This window comes from Frigidibacter sp. MR17.24, assembly GCF_037095655.1.
Lineage (GTDB): Bacteria > Pseudomonadota > Alphaproteobacteria > Rhodobacterales > Rhodobacteraceae > Frigidibacter.
The window spans coordinates 1-21017 of sequence record NZ_JBAWKE010000004.1; the positions used below are offsets into that span (position 1 = coordinate 1).

21 protein-coding genes, 1 tRNA gene and 1 pseudogene are annotated in these 21017 nt (G+C 69.3%); 10 read left to right on the plus strand and 13 right to left on the minus strand.

Features of this window, described 5'->3' with window-relative positions:
• Window positions 1–86: 86 nt before the first annotated feature.
• The 3 genes and pseudogenes from V8J39_RS14350 to V8J39_RS14355 all read right to left on the minus strand — a co-directional run bounded on the left by V8J39_RS14350 (window position 87) and on the right by V8J39_RS14355 (window position 880).
• Window positions 87–485, minus strand: a complete 399-nt coding sequence (locus V8J39_RS14350; protein ID WP_336461618.1) for a hypothetical protein — start codon at window positions 483–485, stop codon at window positions 87–89.
• 33 nt (window positions 486–518) lie between these two features.
• Window positions 519–806: pseudogene (locus V8J39_RS23575) on the minus strand (DUF6538 domain-containing protein); the annotation flags it as partial.
• A tRNA-Gln gene (locus tag V8J39_RS14355) sits at window positions 806–880 on the minus strand. The gene V8J39_RS14355 and the pseudogene V8J39_RS23575, both read right to left, overlap by 1 nt.
• A gap of 108 nt (window positions 881–988) precedes the next feature.
• Here V8J39_RS14355 and V8J39_RS14360 point away from each other — a divergent pair.
• Entirely contained in the window at window positions 989–2173 is a 1185-nt protein-coding gene (locus tag V8J39_RS14360; protein WP_336461619.1) for an NAD(P)/FAD-dependent oxidoreductase, read from the plus strand.
• A gap of 6 nt (window positions 2174–2179) precedes the next feature.
• Here the strand turns inward: V8J39_RS14360 and V8J39_RS14365 are convergent, their stop codons facing one another.
• The 5 genes from V8J39_RS14365 to V8J39_RS14385 form a co-directional block, all read right to left on the minus strand.
• On the minus strand, window positions 2180–2899 hold the full coding sequence (locus tag V8J39_RS14365) for a heparan-alpha-glucosaminide N-acetyltransferase (RefSeq protein WP_336461620.1): 720 nt from the start codon (window positions 2897–2899) through the stop codon (window positions 2180–2182).
• Window positions 2892–3725, minus strand: coding sequence for a 3-deoxy-8-phosphooctulonate synthase (gene kdsA, locus V8J39_RS14370; protein WP_336461901.1), 834 nt, complete (start codon window positions 3723–3725; stop codon window positions 2892–2894). Before kdsA ends, V8J39_RS14365 begins: the two co-directional genes overlap by 8 nt.
• A 49-nt stretch (window positions 3726–3774) precedes the next feature.
• Entirely contained in the window at window positions 3775–5517 is a 1743-nt protein-coding gene (locus tag V8J39_RS14375) for a capsule biosynthesis protein (protein WP_336461621.1), read from the minus strand.
• Complete coding sequence (locus tag V8J39_RS14380) at window positions 5495–6154, minus strand: ABC transporter ATP-binding protein (RefSeq protein ID WP_336461622.1); 660 nt, start codon at window positions 6152–6154, stop codon at window positions 5495–5497. Before V8J39_RS14380 ends, V8J39_RS14375 begins: the two co-directional genes overlap by 23 nt.
• Window positions 6155–6348: 194 nt before the next feature.
• Window positions 6349–7608 (minus strand): Na+/H+ antiporter NhaA, encoded by a 1260-nt coding sequence (locus V8J39_RS14385; protein WP_336461623.1) that lies wholly within the window; start codon window positions 7606–7608, stop codon window positions 6349–6351.
• Window positions 7609–7877: 269 nt separating this feature from the next.
• Here V8J39_RS14385 and V8J39_RS14390 point away from each other — a divergent pair, with 269 nt between their 5' ends.
• From V8J39_RS14390 to V8J39_RS14405, 4 genes are read left to right on the plus strand one after another with little or no spacing between them, the layout of a single operon-like run.
• A complete protein-coding gene (locus V8J39_RS14390) occupies window positions 7878–8093 on the plus strand; it encodes a hypothetical protein (protein WP_336461624.1) in 216 nt (71 codons plus the stop codon).
• Window positions 8094–8098: 5 nt separating this feature from the next.
• On the plus strand, window positions 8099–8659 hold the full coding sequence (locus V8J39_RS14395) for a hypothetical protein (protein WP_336461625.1): 561 nt from the start codon (window positions 8099–8101) through the stop codon (window positions 8657–8659).
• Window positions 8660–8690: 31 nt separating this feature from the next.
• On the plus strand, window positions 8691–9341 hold the full coding sequence (locus V8J39_RS14400; RefSeq protein WP_336461626.1) for a uracil-DNA glycosylase family protein: 651 nt from the start codon (window positions 8691–8693) through the stop codon (window positions 9339–9341).
• Window positions 9338–10165 (plus strand): SseB family protein, encoded by an 828-nt coding sequence (locus V8J39_RS14405; RefSeq protein ID WP_336461627.1) that lies wholly within the window; start codon window positions 9338–9340, stop codon window positions 10163–10165. Before V8J39_RS14400 ends, V8J39_RS14405 begins: the two co-directional genes overlap by 4 nt.
• A 79-nt stretch (window positions 10166–10244) precedes the next feature.
• On the opposite strand, the gene V8J39_RS14410 is transcribed toward V8J39_RS14405, so the two are convergent.
• From V8J39_RS14410 to V8J39_RS14425, 4 genes are read right to left on the minus strand one after another with little or no spacing between them, the layout of a single operon-like run.
• Window positions 10245–11276, minus strand: a complete 1032-nt coding sequence (locus V8J39_RS14410) for a MaoC family dehydratase (protein WP_336461628.1) — start codon at window positions 11274–11276, stop codon at window positions 10245–10247.
• A 29-nt stretch (window positions 11277–11305) separates the two neighbouring features.
• A complete protein-coding gene (locus V8J39_RS14415; protein WP_336461629.1) occupies window positions 11306–11509 on the minus strand; it encodes a DUF1737 domain-containing protein in 204 nt (67 codons plus the stop codon).
• Window positions 11509–12063, minus strand: coding sequence for an NnrU family protein (locus V8J39_RS14420; protein ID WP_336461630.1), 555 nt, complete (start codon window positions 12061–12063; stop codon window positions 11509–11511). The genes V8J39_RS14415 and V8J39_RS14420 overlap by 1 nt, the downstream gene beginning before the upstream one ends.
• Before the next feature lie 42 nt (window positions 12064–12105).
• Window positions 12106–12972 carry an HpcH/HpaI aldolase/citrate lyase family protein gene (locus V8J39_RS14425; RefSeq protein ID WP_336461631.1) on the minus strand — a complete coding sequence of 289 codons (867 nt, stop codon included), beginning with the start codon at window positions 12970–12972 and terminating at the stop codon, window positions 12106–12108.
• Between the two features lie 202 nt (window positions 12973–13174).
• Between V8J39_RS14425 and V8J39_RS14430 the strand changes: the two genes are divergently transcribed.
• On the plus strand, window positions 13175–13501 hold the full coding sequence (locus tag V8J39_RS14430) for a hypothetical protein (protein WP_442902597.1): 327 nt from the start codon (window positions 13175–13177) through the stop codon (window positions 13499–13501).
• A 114-nt stretch (window positions 13502–13615) separates the two neighbouring features.
• Here the strand turns inward: V8J39_RS14430 and V8J39_RS14435 are convergent, their stop codons facing one another.
• On the minus strand, window positions 13616–14362 hold the full coding sequence (locus V8J39_RS14435; RefSeq protein ID WP_336461632.1) for a sulfite exporter TauE/SafE family protein: 747 nt from the start codon (window positions 14360–14362) through the stop codon (window positions 13616–13618).
• Window positions 14363–14552: 190 nt separating this feature from the next.
• Between V8J39_RS14435 and mdh the strand changes: the two genes are divergently transcribed.
• From mdh to V8J39_RS14455, 4 genes are all read left to right on the plus strand, one after another.
• A complete protein-coding gene (gene mdh, locus V8J39_RS14440) occupies window positions 14553–15515 on the plus strand; it encodes a malate dehydrogenase (protein ID WP_336461633.1) in 963 nt (320 codons plus the stop codon).
• A gap of 332 nt (window positions 15516–15847) precedes the next feature.
• A complete protein-coding gene (gene sucC / locus V8J39_RS14445; RefSeq protein WP_336461634.1) occupies window positions 15848–17041 on the plus strand; it encodes an ADP-forming succinate--CoA ligase subunit beta in 1194 nt (397 codons plus the stop codon).
• Between the two features lie 64 nt (window positions 17042–17105).
• Window positions 17106–17990, plus strand: a complete 885-nt coding sequence (gene sucD / locus V8J39_RS14450) for a succinate--CoA ligase subunit alpha (protein WP_336461635.1) — start codon at window positions 17106–17108, stop codon at window positions 17988–17990.
• A gap of 60 nt (window positions 17991–18050) precedes the next feature.
• The gene (locus tag V8J39_RS14455; protein ID WP_336461636.1) at window positions 18051–21014 is read left to right on the plus strand and encodes a 2-oxoglutarate dehydrogenase E1 component; all 2964 of its coding nucleotides are present in this window, start codon (window positions 18051–18053) and stop codon (window positions 21012–21014) included.
• Window positions 21015–21017 lie beyond the last annotated feature (3 nt).

Genomic DNA, 21017 nt, shown 5'->3' on the forward strand with positions numbered 1-21017 from the left:
GGGCCAGTTCGTCGTGCGATAGCGAGGGGAAGAGGGCTTCGGCATGGCCCGAAGCTAACGTGCAGGATTCACGACGTGAATCCGCCTCACTGACAAGTGCAACAACGCCGTTCGAGGCCGTTCCTGACCATGAGATCGCAGCCGAGCTCGAGCGGATCCTCCATATCTCGCTCGACCGCGAGATCCAGCTCACGAGCTCTGCGCGCAGTCTGCAGCACTTGTCGCGCCGCTGCAGGCTGCTTCAACTGGCTCTCGGGCAATCCCATCCGTCGTGCGGTGTCAGAGGCGAGAGAGGCTGTGTGCGACCAGTCAGCCGCGTTCAGCGCTTCACGGATGCCGCGCAGTTCGGCCTCGACTCGCTCGACGCGCTCCGCGTCCCGGATGCCCGCTGTCTGTCTATCGACCATGGCGGCGACCGCTTCACGGACGATCTCCCTCAGGACGGAATCCAATCTCGCCGGGCTGGGCCTCTCGGCCACGAACATCGTAGTCACGTCTCGCTCTCTCCGCTCGAGCTCGGTGAGCAGGTCCGCCGACCTCTTCACCGCGTCGCGGTGAAGATTTGTCCGGAGCGAGACAGACAGAAATTCGGGCGCGCCGAGGCGTACAAGCTCGACCGGCCATCGCCGTCGGAAGTGGAAAATTCCGTTTCTGCGGACGAGGTAGAGGCCCCATGTCCTGCCGCGAGAGGACTCGCGACCGGGGCGTTGTGAAGCACGATGTGAAGCAAACGGGCCCGAGGGGCCTGAACGACGCTTGCGCGACCGCGCAAGTTCATTGTTTTCATTGTCTTTTTCAAGATTCATGGCTGGGGCGGTAGGATTCGAACCTACGGTGCGCGGTACCAAAAACCGGTGCCTTACCACTTGGCTACGCCCCAACTGGCGCGCTTACTAGCCAAGGCTCGGACCGGTCGCAAGGGCAAAATTGCAGCTTTCGACATCCGCGCGAGATTGCCTCTGCGGCAGGCTGCGGATATGGCCGCCGGATGCAGGATTTCGACGCCATCATCCTCGGGGCCGGGGCCGCAGGCCTCTTTGCCGCGGGCGAGGCCGGCCGGCGCGGACGCGCCGTCGCCGTCATCGACCATGCCCGCCGCATCGGCGAGAAGATCCGGATCTCGGGCGGGGGGCGGTGCAATTTCACCAATCTCTCGACCGCGCCCGACCGCTTCCTGTCGGCCAACCCGCGCTTCGCGATCTCGGCGTTGCGCCGCTTCACGCCGCGCGACTTCCTCGCCCGGGTCGAAGAGGCCGGCATCGCCTGGACCGAGAAGGCCGCGGGGCAATTGTTCTGCGAAGGCAAGGCCAGCCAGATCGTCGCCCTGCTGCAGCGCGGGGCCGAGGCCGGCGGCGCGCGGCTGATGACCGGCACCGCGATCGCGGGCGTCAGCCGCGAGGGGGCGCTGTTCCGCGTCGATACCGACCAGGGCAGCCTGCGGGCACCGCGGGTCGTGGTCGCCACCGGCGGCAAGTCGATCCCGAAGATCGGCGCCACCGGCATCGGCTATCGCATCGCCGAGGACTTCGGCCTGCCGCTGACCGACACCCGCCCTGCCCTGGTGCCGCTGACCTTCGCCGAGCAGGAGCTGGCCCGCCTCGCCCCGCTCGCCGGTGTCGCGGTGCCGGCGCGGGTCGCCGCCGCGCGCGGGCCCGCCTTCGCCGAGCCGATCCTGTTCACCCACCGCGGCCTGTCGGGCCCGGCGATCCTGCAGGTCTCGAGCTACTGGCGCGAGGGCGAGGAAGTGATCGCCGACCTCGACCCCGGGCGCAGCCTTGCCGAGGCGCTGCGCGCCCAGCGCCAGAGCGCGGGCAAGGTGCAGCTGGGCAATGCGCTCGCGCGGCTGATGCCCGAGAAGGTCGCGGGGCTGGTGCTGGCCTCGGCCGGGCTCGACCCGACGGCGCGCCTTGCCGACCAGGGCAACGCGGCGCTCGACCGGCTGGCGGCGGCGGCGCGGATGCCGCTCAGGCCCGTGGGCTCCGAGGGCTACAGGACGGCCGAGGTCACGCTGGGCGGGGTCGACACCGACGCGCTCGACGGCCGCACGATGGAGGCCAAGGCAGTGCCGGGGCTGCATTTCATCGGCGAGGTGGTGGACGTGACCGGCTGGCTTGGCGGCTACAACTTCCAGTGGGCCTGGTCCTCGGCCTGGGCCTGCGCGCAGGCGCTGTGAGGCGCCTCAGCGCAGCGCCACCCAGGCCTGCACCAGCCCGAACAGCACCGGCTGGTGCAGAAGGTAGACCGCAAGCCCGTGCTGCCCCGGCCAGGCCAGCCAGCGCAGCCAACGCGGCGCTCCGGCGCGGCCCGCGGGCATCCGCCCGGCCCGGCCCAGCGCCTGCGCGGCCGCAAGGCCCAGCAGCATCAGCCCCCACCAGGGGAAGACCGGCACGAAATCGACCGAACGCGGGATGATCGCGCCCAGGCCGGTCCACATGCCCCAGGGATCGAGCGCGGGCCAGATCACGAAGCGCGGCGCGATCCAGACCGCCACCCCGGCCAGCGCCGTCGCCCAGGCCGGCGCCCGCAGGAACGGCAGCGCGAGCAGGCTGCCCACCGCCATGACGTGCAGGATGCCGAAGAACACCCAGGCCTGCGGGATCGCGATGCGCGTGGCGACCGAGACGGCGAGCGCGCCCAGCGCGATCTGCCCGATCCGCAGCGCCGCGCGGCGCGGGCGCAGGCCGCGGCCATGCGCCAGCCACAGGCTGGCCCCCGCCATCAGCAGGAAGCTCGCCGCGATCACCTCGGCATAGAGCCGCCAGGGCGGTGTCATGCTGGTCGGGCCGATCAGCCCGGCCATCTCGAGGTCGACGGTGAAGTGATAGCTGGCCATCGCCGCCAGCATCACCGTGCGCGCGACGTCGAGCGACCACAGCCGCGGCCGCGCCGTCTCAGACACGCAGCGGCGCCGCCTTGGCGATGGCGTCGAAGGCCATCAGCGTCTCGACCAGCTGGCCCATCTCGTCGAGCCGCACCATGTTCGGGCCGTCCGACGGCGCGCTGTCGGGGTCCTCGTGCGTCTCGATGAACACGCCCGCCACGCCCAGCGCCACCGCGCAGCGCGCCATCGCCGGCGCGAATTCGCGCTGCCCGCCCGACGAGCCGCCCTGCCCGCCCGGCTGCTGCACCGAGTGGGTCGCGTCCATGATCACCGGGTAGCCGGTCTTGGCCATGATCGGCAGCGAGCGCATGTCCGCCACGAGGGTGTTGTAGCCGAAGGAGGCGCCGCGCTCGGTCAGCAGGATCTTCTCGTTCCCGGTCGAGGCGACCTTGTCGGCGACATTGGCCATGTCCCAGGGCGCCAGGAACTGGCCCTTCTTGATGTTGACCACGCAGCCGGTCTGGCCCGCGGCCAGCAGCAGGTCGGTCTGGCGGCACAGGAAGGCGGGGATCTGGATCACGTCGACCACCGCCGCGGCCTCGCGCGCCTGCGCCTCGTCGTGGATGTCGGTCAGCACCGGCAGGCCCATGCCGGCCCGGATGTCGGCCAGGATCTTCAGCCCCGCCTCGATCCCGAGCCCGCGCCGGCCCTTCAGCGAGGTGCGGTTGGCCTTGTCGTAGCTGGCCTTGAAGACGTATTGCGCGCCCGCCGCCTTGCAGATCTCGGCCATCCTGCCCGCGATCATCTGCGCATGGTCCGCCGATTCCAGCTGGCACGGGCCCGCGATCACGGTCAGCGGGCGGTCGTTGCCCACGTTCAGCGGCCCGATGGCCACGTCCTTCATCATCTCGTCTCTCCCGCGAGGGGCGCGTGCCCCCCGCATAGCTGTCAGCTCAGGCCGATACCTGTTCCTTCAGGATCGACGCGGTCAGCGAGACCATAAGATAGAGACCGGCGAAGATCAGCAGGGCGACGAAAGTATTTTCGCCCGCCCGCGGATAGGCCGCCTCGTCGGGGGCCGTCGGCTTCACGCCGGTGGACAGATAGCGCACCTGCTTGTTGGCCTCGATCCGCGCGACCTCCATCTGCTGGGCCGCCTGGCTCAGCATCAGCTGGCGGGTCTGCAGGTCGGCCTCGGCGATCCGCAGCTGCCCCGAGACCGACGCGAGCGAGGCCGCGCCGTCGTTGCTTTGGGTCAGGTTGGCGCGCAGCCCGCTGATCATCTCCTCCAGCCGATCGACATCGCCCTGCGCACCCGTCACCCGCGCCTGGTTCGGCACCGTGTTGCTTTGCAGCTGCGCCAGTTCCAGCCGCTTGCGGTCAAGCTGCGTCTGCAGCGCGGTGATCTGCGCCATCACCGCCGAATTCTCGGACACCGGGTCCAGCACGCCCAGCTGCTCCTGCAGGTCGAGCACGCGGCGCTGCGACTCCTCGACCTTCATCTCGGCATCCTCGTAGCTTTCGCGGGCGCCGCGCATCTGGTCCTCGCGCAGGCGGTAGGTCAGCTGGTCGACCTGCTCCTCGGCATAGCCGATCAGCGCCTGCGAGAAGGCGGCGGCGACCTGCGGATCGGCGGCAACCACCTCCATCTTGACGATGCCCTCGGTCGGGTCAAAGCCGATCTTCACGTTGCGCTGGTACTGCCGGTACGCCTCCTCGGCGGTGGCATTGGGATCAAGCCGCTGCACCGGGTCGATCGACGGCTGGCTCCAGTGCGCGCGGAAGCCCAGGTCGCGGTCCAGCCGCTGCATCGCCTCGCGCGAGTTCAGATAGCCCTGCACCGTGACGGAATCCTGGCTGGTCGCGAACTGGGTGCCCGAGAACAGCGACGACAGGCCGGCGCCGCCCATCTTGGTGTCGGCCTGCTGGATCACGAATTCCGACCGGGTCGAGAACAGCGGCGTCGCCATGAAGAAGAAGTACCAGCCGACGATGAAGGTCGGCAGCAGGACGAAGAAGCCCAGCCGCGTCACCAGAAGCGCCATGCGCTTGCGCCGGCGCCGCGCGATGTCGCGCTGGATCTTCAGGATCTCGCCGGCGCGCTTCTCGGGCGTCAGCGTCTCGGTCGAGGGCAGCTGCGGGCGGCTCTTGGGCACCGTCTGCGGCAGCTGGACCTTGGCCTCGGTCTGGGTCTCGCCCACCACGAGGTCGAGCATGTTCGAGCGCTGGAACGGGTCGATGCCGCGGCGGCGCAAGAGCCGCACCGCCTCGAAGTCCGAAGTCGCGTCGATGCCGTGGCGCTGCGCCACCCGCCGCGCGATGCGCAGCTGGCGGCCGGTCAGCCCCTCGGTGCGGATCGCGGCCAGCTCCTCGTCCGACGTGCGCTCGCCCGGGCCCAGCACCAAGGGCTGCGCCGCGGTCGGGAACGGGCCAAGACCGAAACCGTCCTCGGAGGGGGGCGGCGCGAACAGCGCGTCGAGCGGCCCCGGCGCATTGGCGGCGGCCGAGCCTGCCCCGGCGGCGAAGCGCGCGCCGGGCTCGCCCCCGCCCGGCGGCCGGGCCCGGGCCGTGTCGGTGCGCATCGGCCGCGGCGGCGCCTCGGCCGGCGTCGTCGGCGGCGGCGGCACCGGCGCGGCGCCGGCGACCGGCACGTGCCGGCGGATGCGGTATTTCTTAGCCCTGGGTGGAGTAGTCATAGAGCGCTTTCGCCTCCTCCAAGGTCTCGAACATGTGCAGCTGGCCGTCGCGCAGCACCGCGGCCGAGCGGCAGAACTTCTCCAGCGTCGCGGCCTGGTGCGACACGACCACCACGGTCGAGCTTGCCAGCCGGTCGCGCAGGATCGATCCCGCCTTGCGGTTGAACTCGGCATCCGTCGTGGCCGGCATGCCCTCGTCGATCAGGTAGATGTCGAATTCCAGCGCCAGCAGCAACGAGAACGAGAAGCGCGCCCGCATCCCAGAGCTGTAGGTGCCCACCGGCATGTCGAAATATTCCTCGATCCCGCAGAGCCAGCGGCTGAACGCCTCGACATAGTCGGGATCGAGCCCGTAGAGCCGCGCGATGTAGCGCGCGTTCTCCGTACCCGAATGCTTGTTGACGACCCCGCCCATGAAGCCCAGCGGGAACGAGACGCGGCAGGCCTTCAGCACCTCGCCCTCGTCGGGCTTCTCGAGGCCGGCCATCATGTTGATGATCGTGGTCTTGCCGGTGCCGTTGGGCGCCAGAATCCCCAGCGAATTGCCGATCTCGACCCGGAACGAGGCCTGGTCGAGGATGACCTTGCGCTTCTTGCCTGTCCAAAACGACTTGGACACGTTCACGAATTCCAGCATCCGCTCGCCCCGGGCGCGGGGAAGATCCCCGGTGTTGCGCCACCACTCTGTTGCCGCCTGTACCGCGGCTTTGTCGACGCTCTAATCCTTCAATCGGGCCTCAATATGGCGGTCCTGCTTAACACGCGCAAAACGAATATGCGTCATCGCCCTGCGCGCGCTGCCGAAAACCTGCCGGTGCCCGGGCTTCGGGCTCAGCCCTCGACCTTCTGCACCCGCAGGACCCTGCCCACGACCAGCGCGACCACGGCCGCCCCGAACGAGAACAGCGCCCCCATCTTCGCGGCATCCTGCACCTCGCCGGCCGGGAAGGCGACCGAGGCGACGAACAGCGCCACAGTGAAGCCGATCGCGGCGACGCAGCCCAGCGTGAAGAGGTCGCGCAGGTTCATCCCCTCGGGCAGGCCCAGCCGCAGCGGATAGGCCGCGAGCCAGCCCATGAGGAAGATGCCCAGCGGCTTGCCCAGCAGCAGCCCGAACAGCACAAGCCAGGTCGGCTCGCCGATCGCGGCGAACTCGACCCCGGCATTGGTCAGCCCGAAGCCGAACAGCACGATCTGCACCGGCACCTTCAGCGCATGTTCCAGCCGGTTCAGCAGGTCGTGCTGGTCGGCCTCCTCCTCGGCGAAGAAGCCATAGGCCTGGTCGGCATGCGGGATCGCGGGGATCAGCGGCAGCAGGCCCAGCGCCGGGTGGATGCCTGCCTCCTGGAAGGCGTACCAGCTGACCGCACCGGCGGCGAGATAGGGGATCGAGCCCAGGTTCTCGCGCACCCAGGTGCCGCGCGGGCTGGCGGGATTGGTGCCGTCCAGCCGCCGCGGCAGCCAGTTGCACAGCAGGAACACCGCGATGCAGGCGCCGAAGGACAGAAGCAGCCATTGCGGCGCAAGCTCGCCCGTCGGGTAGAAGACCGCCAGGATCATCAGCCCGCCCGCGTCGTCGGCGATGGCCAGCAGCAGCAGGAACCGGATCGCCGGGTGGCCCGCGCCGAAGACGAGCCGCCCCACGAGGTAGGAGAAGGCGATGTCGGTCGCGGTGGGGATCGCCCAGCCGTTCGACACGTCGGGCACCGTCTCGGGCCAGATCAGGAAGGCGAGCGCGAAGAACATCAGCACCGGCCCCGCCATGCCGCCCAGCGTGGCGATCAGCGGCGCCGCGGCCTTGCGCCCGCGCAGGCTGCCCTCCTCGAGGATGATCGCCTCCCAGACCTCCTTGGCGGCCATGGCGAAGAACAGCGCCATCAGCACGTCGTTGAACAGGTAGTGCAGCGTCAGCACCCGGTGCGTCTCGCCGTTGACGGTCTCGGGCGCGCCGATGAAGAAGTCCTCGATCAGGGCGAGGTGCACGAAGTGGTGGTAGCCCTCGGGCGAGAGGTTCGCCCAGACCAGGGCCAGGATCGCGCCGCCGATGAGCAGCAGCGAATAGTTGTTGATGATCTTCCAGACCTTGTACACGGCGATCCCTTCCGTCCCTGCGCAGGCTCGTTGCGGCTGCCTGCCGTTGAGGGCTGGGAATAGACGAAAGGTCGATGCGCGGCAATGCGAAGCGAAATCTGCGGCTTGGTCGCCATCGCTCCAGACCGCGCCTTCCGCGCCCCCGGGCGCGCCGCGCGGGCTGCCCGGGGTGGGCCCGCGCCCCGCCGGGCGGCGAAGAATTCCGTTGCGCCCGCGCCATGCGCCTGGACGATTTTCGAGGTGTCAGAGTGATCTTCGCGTGTGTGCCCATGACCAAGCGACCCATCAAGCGCTGGCTGGCGGTCGCCAGCGTGGCCGGCGCCTCGGTCTCGGCCGCGACGGCGCTGATCGACGCCATGCGCGAGCGGCCGCCCCCGGCGGACCAGCCACCGGGCACGGCGGTCACGATCCGGACCGGTCCGAACACCTTCACCAATTCGAACATCAACACCGTCAGCACCGGCGCGGCGGTCAATCGAGAGTGAACGGCATGCCCCTGGACATCGGCGTCCTGGCGACCGCAAGCCTTCTTGCCCTGACCGCGCCCTGCGACGCGCAGTCGTCCCAGACCACGACGACCGGGGACAACGATTTCAGGAATTCCAACAACAACCTCGTGCAGACCTTCAACATCATCGTCGGGCCGCAGCTCTCGGACAAACCGGCGGCGACCACGATGCTGTCGTCGCAGCAAGACCTGATCCGGGCCCTGCTCGGAAGCGGCGACCTGAAGCTGTCCGAAGAGGGCGCGGCCGATCTGTCCCGCGGGCTCGCGACCATCGCCGAGAACACGCCCTTCGCCAATTTCATGATCCTCGAGGATCAGTTCACCCTCAGGACCGGCGTCACCCACATTCTGCGCGACAACTCCACGACCATCGGCCTGCGCGGATTTCACAGCACGGGACCGATGCTGTTTCTCAACGGGCAGGATGTCCGACCGGCCACCGGCGCCACGATCGAGTTTCCGTTCCTGGGCAAGCCGTGCCGGCTCGTGAACAACACCTCGTCGCCCAAGCAGGACGAAGCGTCCTTCACCGTCATCTGCTGACAGGGGCCGCGCCGCACCTATATCTGCCGGCATGACGCAAAGCCCGATCCCGGCGGTCGCCCCTCCCACGCCCGACCCCGCCGCGCCCGACCTCTTCGACCGCATCGCCGCCTGCCGCCTCTGCGCGAGCCGCTTCGCCGCGACCGCCACCCGGCACGCGCCGCGCCCGGTGCCGTGGTTCCGCCCCGGCGCGCGGATCCTGATCTGCGGACAGGCGCCAGGGATGCGCGTCCACCAGGCGGCGCGCCCCTTCGCCGATGCCTCGGGCGACCGGCTGCGCGCCTGGATGGGGGTGGACGAGGCGGTGTTCTACGACATGGCCCGGGTCTCGGTCGTGCCGATGGCCTTCTGCTTCCCGGGCTACGACGCCAAGGGGTCGGACCTGCCGCCGCCGCCGCTCTGCGCCGCGACCTGGCGGGCCGAGGTGATGGCCGCGCTGGGCACGGTGCCGCTGACGATCCTCGTCGGCGGGCATGCCCATCGCTGGCACCTCGGGCGCGGCGCCACCGCGGGCGGCGTCAGCGCCACGGTGGCGGGCTGGCGCAGCCACGCGCCGGCGATCTTCGCCTTGCCGCATCCGTCCTGGCGCAATACGGGATGGTTGAGACGCAATCCCTGGTTCGAAGCCGAGGTCGTGCCCGCGCTGCGCGCGCAGGTCGCCGCGGCGCTGGAGACGCCATGACCGCCGAAACCGACGCCGCGCCGACGGCCACCGTGCTCGACCTCGCCCACGCGATGATGGAGGCCGCGCCCGAGGACGCGGGGGCGCGGATGCGCTTCTACGAGCGGCTCGCCGATACCGAGCTGTTCCTGCTGCTGGTGGACGAGGCCGAGGGCGACGCCCCGGTGCGCCCGCAGGTCTTCGCGCTGGAAGAGGGCCGCTTCGTGCTGGCCTTCGACAGCGAGGAGCGGCTGGCGAGCTTCGCCGACGCGCCCACGCCCTATGCCGCGATCCCGGGCCGGGTGGTGGTGGCGATGCTGGCGCAGGCGGGCGAGCTTGGGCTGGGGCTGAACCTGGCGGTGGCGCCCTCGTCCTTCCTGATGCCGGCGGGGGCGGTGTCGTGGCTGTCGGACATGCTCGCCGCCGCGCCGCAGGCCGCCGCGGGGCTACCCAGGGGCTTTGCCCGCCCGACCGCGCTGCCGCCCGAGCTGGAGCCCGCGCTGCGCGCCAAGCTCCCGCAGCTCGCGGGGTTCGCCGAGACGGCGCTGCTGGCGGCGGTGAGCTATGCCGACGACCGGCGCGGGCACATGCTGGCCTTCCTCGGGGCGCGCCCGGGGTCGGAACCGGCGCTCGCCAAGGCGGTGGGCGAGGCGCTGGCCTTCTCGGGGATCGAGGCGGGCGAGATCGACGTGGCCTTCCTCGCGCCCGACAGCGCCGCGGCGCGGACCATGGCCGGGGTGGCGATCGCGGTCGAGATCCCGCGCCTGGCCGCGGACCCGGCCCCGGCGCCGCGGGCGCCCGCGGCGCCCGGGATGGATCCGGAGCGCCCGCCGATCCTGCGCTGAGGCGCGGGCCTCGCGGCAGCAGAGGGGGCGCCGCCCCCTCGCCCCCGGGATATTTGGGCCAATGCGAAAGCCGCGACGTTCAGAGCGGCATCAGCGCCCAGTAGTCGAGATCGAGAAGCACATGGGGCGCGTATTTGCCGCCCTCCTTCAGGGTGAAGGGGTCGGGGGCGCCGGACCTGACCGCGACGAGGCGCAGGCGGATCGCCCCGACGCCGGGCGCCGCGGTCTCGGCCTTGTCGAGCACCTCGGACCAGGCGCGCACGGTGTCGCCGGCGAAGCAGGGATTGGCATGGGCGCCGCCGTTCAGCGCCACGATCATCTGCGCATTCGCGAGGCCGTTGAACGACAGCGCCCGCGCGAGGCTGATCACGTGGCCGCCGTAGATCAGCCGCCGGCCGTCGTCGCGGAAGGTCGCGTCGAAATGCACCTTGGCGGTGTTCTGCCACAGGCGGGTGGCCAGCATGTGCTCGGCCTCCTCGATCGTGACGCCGTCGACATGGTCGATGATCTCGCCGATCTGGTAGTCGCGCCAGCCATGCGGCTCGCCCGCGAGGGTGAAGTCGTAGCCGCTGAAGTCGAGCCCCGGCGGGATCACCAGCGCCGAGGCCGGCACGGCGGCGGCGAGGTCGGGCACCACCGGCGCGGGCGCGGGCGCGGCCGGGTCGCGCTTGCGCACCATCACCCAGCGCACGTAGTCGAGCACCGTCTCGCCCGCCTGGTTTATCCCGCGCGAGCGCACGTAGACCACGCCCGAGGTGCCGTTCGAATTCTCGCGCAGGCCGATCACCTCGGACTGGGCGCGCAGCGTGTCGCCGGGCCAGACCGGCCCGAGCCAGCGGCCCTCGGCATAGCCGAGGTTGGCCACGGCGTTGAGCGAGATGTCGGGCACGGTCTTGCCGAAGACCACGTGGAAGGCCACGAGATCGTCGACCGGCGCCGCCGGCAGCCCGCAGGCGCGCGCGAAGGCATCCGAGGAATGCAGCGCCCCCCGCGCCGGGTAGAGCGCGTGGTAAAGCGCCCTCTCGCCGCCCGAGATCGTGCGCGGCACCGCGTGGTCGATGACCTGGCCGACGCGGTAATCCTCGAAGAACCGGCCCGTGTTCGTCTTCATCCGTCCCCTCCCCGCCCGGCCTCCGGGCGCTATTGTTCGCCGAGCTTCATCTCGGGGTGATATTCGCCCGGCACCACCTTGGTGACGGCCTGGCCGCAGCGCATCACGCCGCGCGCCGCGTCGAAGGCATAGGTCGGGTCGCCGTGCAGCTCCCAGCCTTTCGACAGCGCGAGGCTGACCTTGTGGCAGAAAGCCGAGGTGTCGTCCTCGGACAGGAAGCGATAGATCTTCATCAGAAGTAGGTCCCCACGAAAGGATTGTGGCCAAGCCAGATGTGCACCCCGGCGATCAGGCCGTAGAGCACCAGCGTGCCCACGAGGTTCATCGCATCGCCCCGGATCCCGCGGCCGGCGGCCGGGTCGGGACGCGCCCAGGGCGTGCGGTCGATCAGCGCGATCTGCACCAGCGCCCAGAGCCCGAGCCCGCCGAACAGCACGATCGACGACAGATCGCCGTTGACCAGCAGGTGCGCGACCGCCCAGACCACCGTGCCGATCAGCATCGGGTTGCGCAGCCGCGGCCAGAGCAGCCCCTTGGTGCCGCCGACGCCGAACAGGAACACCGCCACCAGCATCAGCAGGTTGTTGAGATGCCCGATGCCGGGGATCGGCGTGTAGACCGGGGTGAAGGCGCTGCCGCGATAGCCCGCCACGATCAGCACCAGCGCCACCAGCAGGATCGCGCCATAGCCCGGCCGGCCCAGCCGCGCCTTCAGCCCCGGCGACAGCCGCATCGACAGATGCGCCCCCGCCATCAGCACCACGCCAAGCACCAGAAGCCACATCATCGCTCGTTCTCCGGGGGATTCGTTTCCCGGACCCTCGCCCGATCAGCCCAGCGCCGCAATGGCCTCGGCCTTGGCCAGGGTCGCGCGCGCGGTGACGATGTGCAGGTTTTCCACGATCTTGCCGTCGACGACCGCGACGCCCTGCCCTGCCTTCTCGGCGGCGTCGAAGGCCGCGATCTGGCGCTGCGCCAGGTCGATCTCGGCCTCGGACGGCGCGAAGGCGCGGTTGGCGATCTCGAGCTGCGCGGGATGGATCAGGGTCTTGCCGTCAAAGCCCATGTCGCGGCCCTGTTCGCATTCGACCGCCAGCCCCTCGTCGTCCTTGAAGGCGTTGAACACCCCGTCGACGATCACCCGGCCATGCGCCTTGGCCGCGAGCAGGCACAGCCCCAGCCCCGCCTGCATCGCCAGCCGGTCGGGCCGGAACCGCGACCCCAGCTCCTTGGCCAGGTCGTTGGTGCCCATCACCATGCCCGCAAGCCGGGGGTGCGCCGCGATCGCGGCCGCGTTCAGCATCCCCGCCGCGGTCTCCATCATCGCCCAGAGCGGCACGCCCGGCACCAGCGCCGCCACCGCGTCCAGATCGGCAGGCCCGTTGACCTTCGGCACCAGGATCGCGTCGACCGTCGCCCCGGCCGAGATCGCCGTGGCGAAGGTCGCGAGATCGGCGCGCCCCCAGTCGGTCTCAAGCCCGTTGACCCGCACGATCCGCGCCCGCGCGCCGAAGTCCCACTCGCCCAGCACCCGCGCCAGCAGGCTGCGGGCATTGGACTTCTCCTCGATCGCGACCGCGTCCTCGAGATCGAAGATGATCGCGTCGACGGGCAGATGCCGCGCCTTCTCCAGCGCGCGCTCCTTCGAGCCGGGGATGTAGAGCACCGAGCGATAGGGGCGGGTTGCCTGCACCATGATTCTCCTCCGCAACAATATTTCGCCTGAAAGCACGAAATTGGCACTTTCGGCAAGGCGACATTTGCCGCATTGCAGAATAATCGCATCTTCGGACGTAGCGTTAACCGATTCTTTCGATGCGCGCGCAAGGCTCTCTCCCGGGGGGCGCGGCCCGCGCGCCCCGGTCCCGCGGTGCCGCAGCCGCGCTTGGGAGAGGTCGATGCCGAAGCTCCTGCCCGCATGCCTTGCGTTTCTCGTCCTCGCCGTGCTGATGCCGGGGCCCGGCAGCGGGCCGGCCGCCGCCGCCGGCACCTGCGCCCAGCGCGCGTCGGTCGTGGACCGGCTGGAGAAGACCTATGGCGAGACGCGTCGCGGCATCGGCCTTGCCGGGGATGCCAAGGGCGTGATCGAGGTCTTCGCCTCGGACGAGACCGGGACCTGGACCATCACCATGACCCTGCCCTCGGGGCTGGCCTGCCTGCTGGCCTCGGGGCAGAACTGGGCGCCGGCACCGCTGCCGCGGGAGCCCGAGGGCGACCCGGCCTGACGCCGCGGGCGTCCCGGCCATCACGCCCGGCCCGGCGCGCCGCCCGGTCTCTCGCCGATGCCGGCCCGGTCGCGGAGCGGGCTCGGCCCGAACGCGGCCCGGTCGTTGTCCGTGTCAGCCCGCGGCCGCCTGCCACAGCAGCCGCAGCGACACGATCAGCAGCGCCCAGGTCACCAGCCGGAAGAACAGCCGCTCGGGCAGCCGACGCACCAGCCACAGCCCCAGGAAGACCGCGACCGAAGCCGGCACCACCAGCAGCGCCGCGCGGTGCAGGCTGTCGGCCGACACCAGGCCAAGCGCCCAATAGGGCGGCAATTTCATCAGGTTGACCGCGGCAAAGCAGATTGTCGTCGTGCCCGCGAACACCGCCTTCGGCAGCCGCTGCGGCAGGACGTAGACCTGGTAGGGCGGACCGCCGGCATGGCTGACGAAGCTGGTGAAGCCGGTGACCGCGCCCCAGACCAGCCCCGGCAGCAGCCGCGCCGGTCGCGCCGCCGGCGGCGGCCCCCGGCGCGACAGCATCATCCCGGCGAAGACCGCCCCGATCAGCCCGACCAGCGCCAGCACTGCGCGCTCCGGCACCAGCGCCGCCGTGGCCCAGCCAAAGCCGATGCCCACCGCCGCCGCCGGAACCAGGATCGCCAGATTGCGCCGGTCGAAGGCGCGGCGATAGGCCCAGACCCCCACCGCGTCCGAGGCGATGTAGACCGGCAGCAGCAGCCCCGCCGCCTCGGTCGCGGGCAGCCGCAGCGCCAGCACCGGCACCCCCAGCATCCCCACCACCGGCAGCCCGCCCTTGCCCATGCCGACCAGCGCCGCCGCCAGCACCGCCAGCGCCCAGAACCCGATCTCTCCGCCCACTGCCGCCCTCCTATGCGTCCCGGCGCCGCCGCGACGCCACCGTGACGCCCCCTGTGACGCCGCGCCCGATCGCGACGCACCGATGCCGCCCTGCCGCATCGCGCTTGCACCACGCCCGGTTCGGGACTACCCAATCCCGCGTCAGAAGACTTTTCGCAATCGTCTCAAACACACTGACCCGGAGGATTTCATGGCCAGACCCAAGATCGCGCTCATCGGCGCCGGTCAGATCGGCGGCACGCTCGCTCACCTCGCCGCGATCAAGGAACTCGGGGACGTCGTCCTGTTCGACATCTCGGAAGGCACCCCGCAGGGCAAGGCGCTCGACATCGCCGAATCCGGCCCCTCCGAAGGCTTCGATGCCGTGATGAAGGGCACGAACGATTACGCCGACATCGCCGGAGCCGATGTCTGCATCGTGACCGCGGGCGTCCCGCGCAAGCCGGGCATGAGCCGCGACGACCTGCTGGGCATCAACCTCAAGGTGATGAAGTCTGTGGGCGAGGGCATCAAGGCGAACGCGCCGGACGCCTTCGTGATCTGCATCACCAACCCGCTCGACGCGATGGTCTGGGCGCTGCGCGAATTCTCGGGCCTGCCGCACAACAAGGTCGTCGGCATGGCCGGCGTGCTCGACTCGGCCCGCTTCCGCCACTTCCTGTCGGTCGAGTTCAACTGCTCGATGAAGGACGTGACCGGCTTCGTGCTGGGCGGCCACGGCGACACGATGGTGCCGCTGGCCCGCTATTCGACCGTCGGCGGCATCCCCCTGCCCGACCTGGTCGAGATGGGCTGGACCACGCAGGAAAAGCTCGACGCGATCGTGCAGCGCACCCGTGACGGCGGCGCCGAGATCGTCGGCCTGCTGAAGACCGGCTCGGCCTTCTACGCCCCCGCCACCTCGGCGATCGAGATGGCCGAGAGCTATCTCAAGGACCAGAAGCGCCTGCTGCCCTGCGCCGCCTTCGTCAAGGGCGCCTACGGCCTCGACGGCCTCTACGTCGGCGTGCCGACGATCATCGGCAAGGACGGGATCGAGCGCATCGTCGACATCAAGCTCAACAAGGACGAGCAGGCGATGTTCGACAAGTCGGTCGACGCGGTGAAGGGCCTCGTCGCCGCCTGCAAGGGCATCGACGGCTCGCTCGCCTGATCTTTCGGCAGATCTGCCAGGGCGCGGCCTCCGCCGGAGGCCGCGCCCTTTTCTTTTCGTCCTCGACTTTGCTCAAATATCCCGGGGGTGAGGACCGCAGGTCCGAGGGGGCAGCGCCCCCTCCGCGGCGGAGATCCGTGATTCGCGCCCTTCGGCCCGGGGATTGCGCAAGATTCCGTTGCGGCCCGGCAATGTGATCACAGCCAAACGACCTGTGATCACAAACCCGGGGAAACCGGCCAGTATCTGCCGATCACGTCAGAATTGCTTTTTCGGTCCTGCGACATTGTGCCATCCCGGGGACCAAATCGCACCAGCATGGGAAGTGATCCATGAACATCCACGAATACCAGGCGAAGGCGCTGCTGCGCAGCTACGGCTGCCCGGTTTCCGAGGGCCGCGCGGTCCTGCGCGCGGAAGAGGCGAAAGCCGCCGCGGGCGAGCTTGACGGTCCGCTCTGGGTGGTGAAGGCCCAGATCCACGCCGGCGGCCGCGGCAAGGGCAAGTTCGTCGAGGCGGAAGCCGGCGAGAAGGGCGGCGTCCGCCTGGCGAAGTCGGTGGAAGAGGCGGAAGCGCTCACCAAGCAGATGCTGGGCCGCACCCTCGTCACCCACCAGACCGGCCCCGCCGGCAAGCAGGTGAACCGCATCTACATCGAGGACGGCTCGGACATCGAGCGCGAACTCTACCTCGCCCTCCTCGTCGACCGCGCCACCTCGCGCGTCTCCTTCGTCGTCTCGACCGAAGGCGGCATGGACATCGAGGAAGTCGCCGCGCACACGCCCGAGAAGATCGTGTCGTTCTCGGTCGACCCGGCCACCGGCCTGTCGGACTTCCACGGCCGCAAGGTCGCCTTCGCCCTCGGGCTGAAGGGCGCGCAGGTCAAGCAGGCCGTCGCGCTGGTCAAGAACCTCTACCGTGCCTTCATCGAGAAGGACATGGAGATGCTCGAGATCAACCCGCTGATCGTCATGACCGACGGCAACCTCAAGGTCCTCGACGCCAAGGTCGGCTTCGACAACAACGCGCTCTACCGCCAGCCCGACATCCTCGCGCTGCGCGACGAGACCGAGGAAGACCCGAAGGAACTCGCCGCCTCGAAGTTCGACCTGAACTACATCGCGCTCGACGGCGAGATCGGCTGCATGGTCAACGGCGCCGGCCTCGCGATGGCGACGATGGACATCATCAAGCTCTACGGCGCGGAACCGGCGAACTTCCTCGACGTCGGCGGCGGAGCCACCAAGGAGAAGGTGACCGAGGCCTTCAAGATCATCACGTCCGACAAGAACGTGAAGGGCATCCTGGTCAACATCTTCGGCGGCATCATGCGCTGCGACATCATCGCCGAGGGCGTGATCTCGGCGGTGAAGGATGTCGGCCTGCAGGTGCCGCTGGTCGTGCGCCTCGAGGGCACGAACGTCGAGCTTGGCAAGGAGATCATCCAGAAGTCGGGTCTCAACGTCATCGCCGCCGACAACCTCTCGGACGCTGCCGAGAAGATCGTGAAAGCCGTCAAGGGCTGACCTTCGGATCCTGGGGTGGCCCGGCGGGCCGCCCCTGAAGAACATTTCAAGGGAGAACGCCAAGATGGCAGTCCTCGTCGACGAAAACACCAAGGTCATCTGCCAGGGCTTCACCGGCTCGCAGGGCACCTTCCACTCGGAACAGGCCATCGCCTACGGCACCAAGATGGTCGGCGGCGTCACGCCGGGCAAGGGCGGCTCGCTGCACCTCGGCCTGCCGGTCTTCAACTCGGTCCACGAGGCCAAGGACGTCACCGGCGCCAACGCCAGCGTGATCTACGTCCCGCCGCCGTTCGCGGCCGACTCGATCCTGGAAGCGATCGATGCCGAGATCCCGCTGATCGTCTGCATCACCGAAGGCATCCCGGTGCTGGACATGATGAAGGTCAAGCGCGCCCTCATCAATTCGAAGTCGCGCCTGATCGGCCCGAACTGCCCGGGCGTCATCACGCCGGGCGCGTGCAAGATCGGCATCATGCCGGGCCACATCCACAAGCGCGGCAAGGTCGGTGTTGTCTCGCGCTCGGGCACGCTTACCTATGAGGCCGTGAAACAGACCTCCGACCTGGGCCTCGGCCAGTCCTCGGCCGTCGGCATCGGCGGCGACCCGATCAAGGGCACCGAGCACCTCGAAGTGCTCGAGATGTTCCTGGCGGACCCCGAGACCGAAGCGCTGATCATGATCGGCGAAATCGGCGGCGACGCCGAGGAGATGGCCGCGCAGTTCCTGGCCGACGAGGCCAAGAAGGGCCGCTCCAAGCCCTGCGCCGGCTTCATCGCGGGCCGCACCGCGCCGAAGGGCCGCCGCATGGGCCACGCCGGGGCGATCGTCTCGGGCGGCAAGGGTGACGCGGAGTCGAAGATCGAGGCGATGAAGGCCGCCGGGATCGTCGTCGCCGACAGCCCCGCCACGCTCGGCGAAGCCGTGCTGAAGGCGATGGGCAAGTAACCGAAACGATACGGGGGCGGCGCTTCATGTGCCGTCCCTTCAACACACTCAGGTGACGCCATGACGGACCAGAGCCCCAACGACCTCTTCCACGCCTCCTCGTTCCTGCAGGGCCAGAACGCGGAATACATCGAACAGCTCTATGCGCGCTACGCGGCCGATCCGGCCTCGGTCGACGCGGCATGGGCCGAGTTCTTCCGCGGCCTCGGCGATGCCGAGAGCGACGTGAAGAAGGAAGCGGCGGGCGCCACCTGGACCCGGGCCGACTGGCCGCCGGTCCCCAACGACGACCTGACCGCGGCGCTGACCGGCGAATGGCCGCTGGCCCCGGTGAAGGAAGCCAAGGCCGCGGGCGAGAAGATCAAGGCCAAGGCCGCCGAGGCCGGCGTCTCGGTCTCGGACGCGCAGGTGCAGCGCGCGGTGCTGGATTCGATCCGCGCCATCATGATCATCCGCGCCTACCGGATCCGCGGCCACCTCGCCGCCGATCTCGACCCGCTCGGGATGCGCCAGGAAACCCCGCATCCGGAACTCGACCCCAAGTCCTACGGCTTCGCCGATGCCGACATGGACCGCCCGATCTTCATCGACAACGTGCTGGGCCTCCAGCTCGCCTCGATGCGCCAGATCCTCGACATCGTGAAGCGTACCTACTGCGGCACCTTCGCGCTGCAGTTCATGCACATCTCGGACCCCGAGCAGTCTTCGTGGCTGAAGGAGCGGATCGAGGGCTACGGCAAGGAAATCACCTTCACCCGTGAAGGCCGCCGCGCGATCCTGAACAAGCTGGTCGAGGCCGAGGGCTTCGAGAAGTTCCTGCACGTCAAGTACATGGGCACCAAGCGCTTCGGCCTCGACGGCGGCGAGGCGCTGATCCCCGCGCTCGAGCAGATCATCAAGCGCGGCGGGGCGCTCGGCGCCAAGGAGATGGTGTTCGGCATGCCGCACCGCGGCCGCCTCTCGGTGCTCGCGAACGTCATGCAAAAGCCCTACCGGGCGATCTTCCACGAATTCCAGGGCGGCTCGTACAAGCCCGAGGACGTGGACGGCTCGGGCGACGTGAAATACCACCTCGGCGCCTCGTCGGACCGCGAGTTCGACGGCAACACCGTGCACCTGTCGCTGACCGCCAACCCCTCGCACCTCGAGGCGGTGAACCCGGTCGTGCTGGGCAAGGCCCGCGCCAAGACCGACCAGATGAACGACCCCGAGCGTCACTCGGTGATCCCGGTGCTGCTGCACGGCGACGCGGCCTTCGCCGGCCAGGGCGTCGTCGCGGAATGCTTCCAGCTTTCGGGCATCCGCGGCCACCGCACCGGCGGCACCATCCACGTCGTGGTGAACAACCAGATCGGCTTCACCACCGCGCCGCACTTCTCGCGCACCTCGCCCTACCCCACCGACCTCGCCCTGATGGTCGAGGCCCCGATCTTCCACGTGAACGGCGATGACCCGGAGGCGGTCGTGCACGCCGCCAAGGTCGCGACCGAGTTCCGCATGAAGTTCCACAAGGACGTCGTGCTCGACATCTTCTGCTACCGCCGCTTCGGTCACAACGAAGGCGACGAGCCGATGTTCACCAACCCGGTGATGTACAAGGCGATCAAGAAGCAGAAGACGACGCTGCAGCTTTACACCGACCGCCTCGTCAAGGACGGCCTCATCCCCGAGGGCGAGATCGAGGACATGAAGGCCGCGTTCCAGGCCAAGCTGAACGAGGAGTTCGAGGCCGGGAAAGAGTTCAAGCCGAACCGTGCCGACTGGCTCGACGGCAAGTGGACCGGGCTCGAGGCCGAGGGCGCCGAGTACCAGGCCGGCCAGACCGCCATCGCACCCGAGCTGCTGCAGCAGATCGGCACCGCGCTGACCTCGGCCCCCGAGGGCTGGGACATGCACAAGACCGTCGCGCGCCTGCTCGACAGCAAGAAGCAGATGTTCGAGACCGGCACCGGCTTCGACTGGGCGACCGGCGAGGCGCTGGCCTTCGGCTCGCTCGCGGCGGAAGGCTTCCCGGTGCGCCTGTCGGGCCAGGACTCGACCCGCGGCACCTTCTCGCAGCGCCACTCGGCCTTCATCGACCAGACGACCGAGGAACGCTACTACCCGCTCAACAACATCAAGCCTGGCCAGGCACGCTACGAGGTCATCGACTCGATGCTCTCGGAATACGCGGTGCTCGGGTTCGAATACGGCTACTCGCTGGCGGAACCCAACGCGCTGGTGATGTGGGAAGGCCAGTTCGGCGACTTCGCCAACGGCGCGCAGATCATGTTCGACCAGTTCATCTCGTCGGGCGAATCGAAATGGCTGCGGATGTCGGGTCTCGTGATGCTCCTGCCCCACGGCTATGAAGGCCAGGGCCCGGAACACTCGTCCGCCCGCCTGGAACGCTTCCTGCAGATGTCGGCCCAGGACAACTGGATCGTCGCCAACTGCACGACGCCCGCGAACTACTTCCACATCCTGCGCCGCCAGGTGCACCGCAGCTTCCGCAAGCCGCTGGTCCTGATGACGCCGAAGTCGCTGCTGCGCCACCCGATGGCGGTGTCGGACGTCGACATGTTCACCACCGGCTCGCAGTTCCACCGCGTGCTGTGGGACGACGCCGAGAAGGGCCATTCCGATACCCAGCTGCGTCCCGACGGCGAGATCAAGCGCGTCGTGATCTCGTCGGGCAAGGTCTATTACGACCTGCTCGCCGAACGCGACAAGCGCGGGATCGACGACGTCTACCTGCTGCGTCTCGAACAGTTCTACCCGTTCCCGGCGCTGTCGCTGGTCAAGGAACTCGAACGCTTCAAGGGCGCCGAGATCGTCTGGTGCCAGGAAGAGCCGAAGAACCAGGGCGCCTGGAGCTTCGTCGAGCCGAACCTCGAATGGGTGCTGGGCCGGATCGGTGCCACCCACGGCCGCGCGCGCTATGTCGGGCGCTCGGCGTCCGCCTCTCCCGCGACCGGGCTTGCCTCGCGCCACAAGGCCGAGCAGGAGGCCCTCGTCGATGAATCCCTCACGATCGGAGCCTGAGTT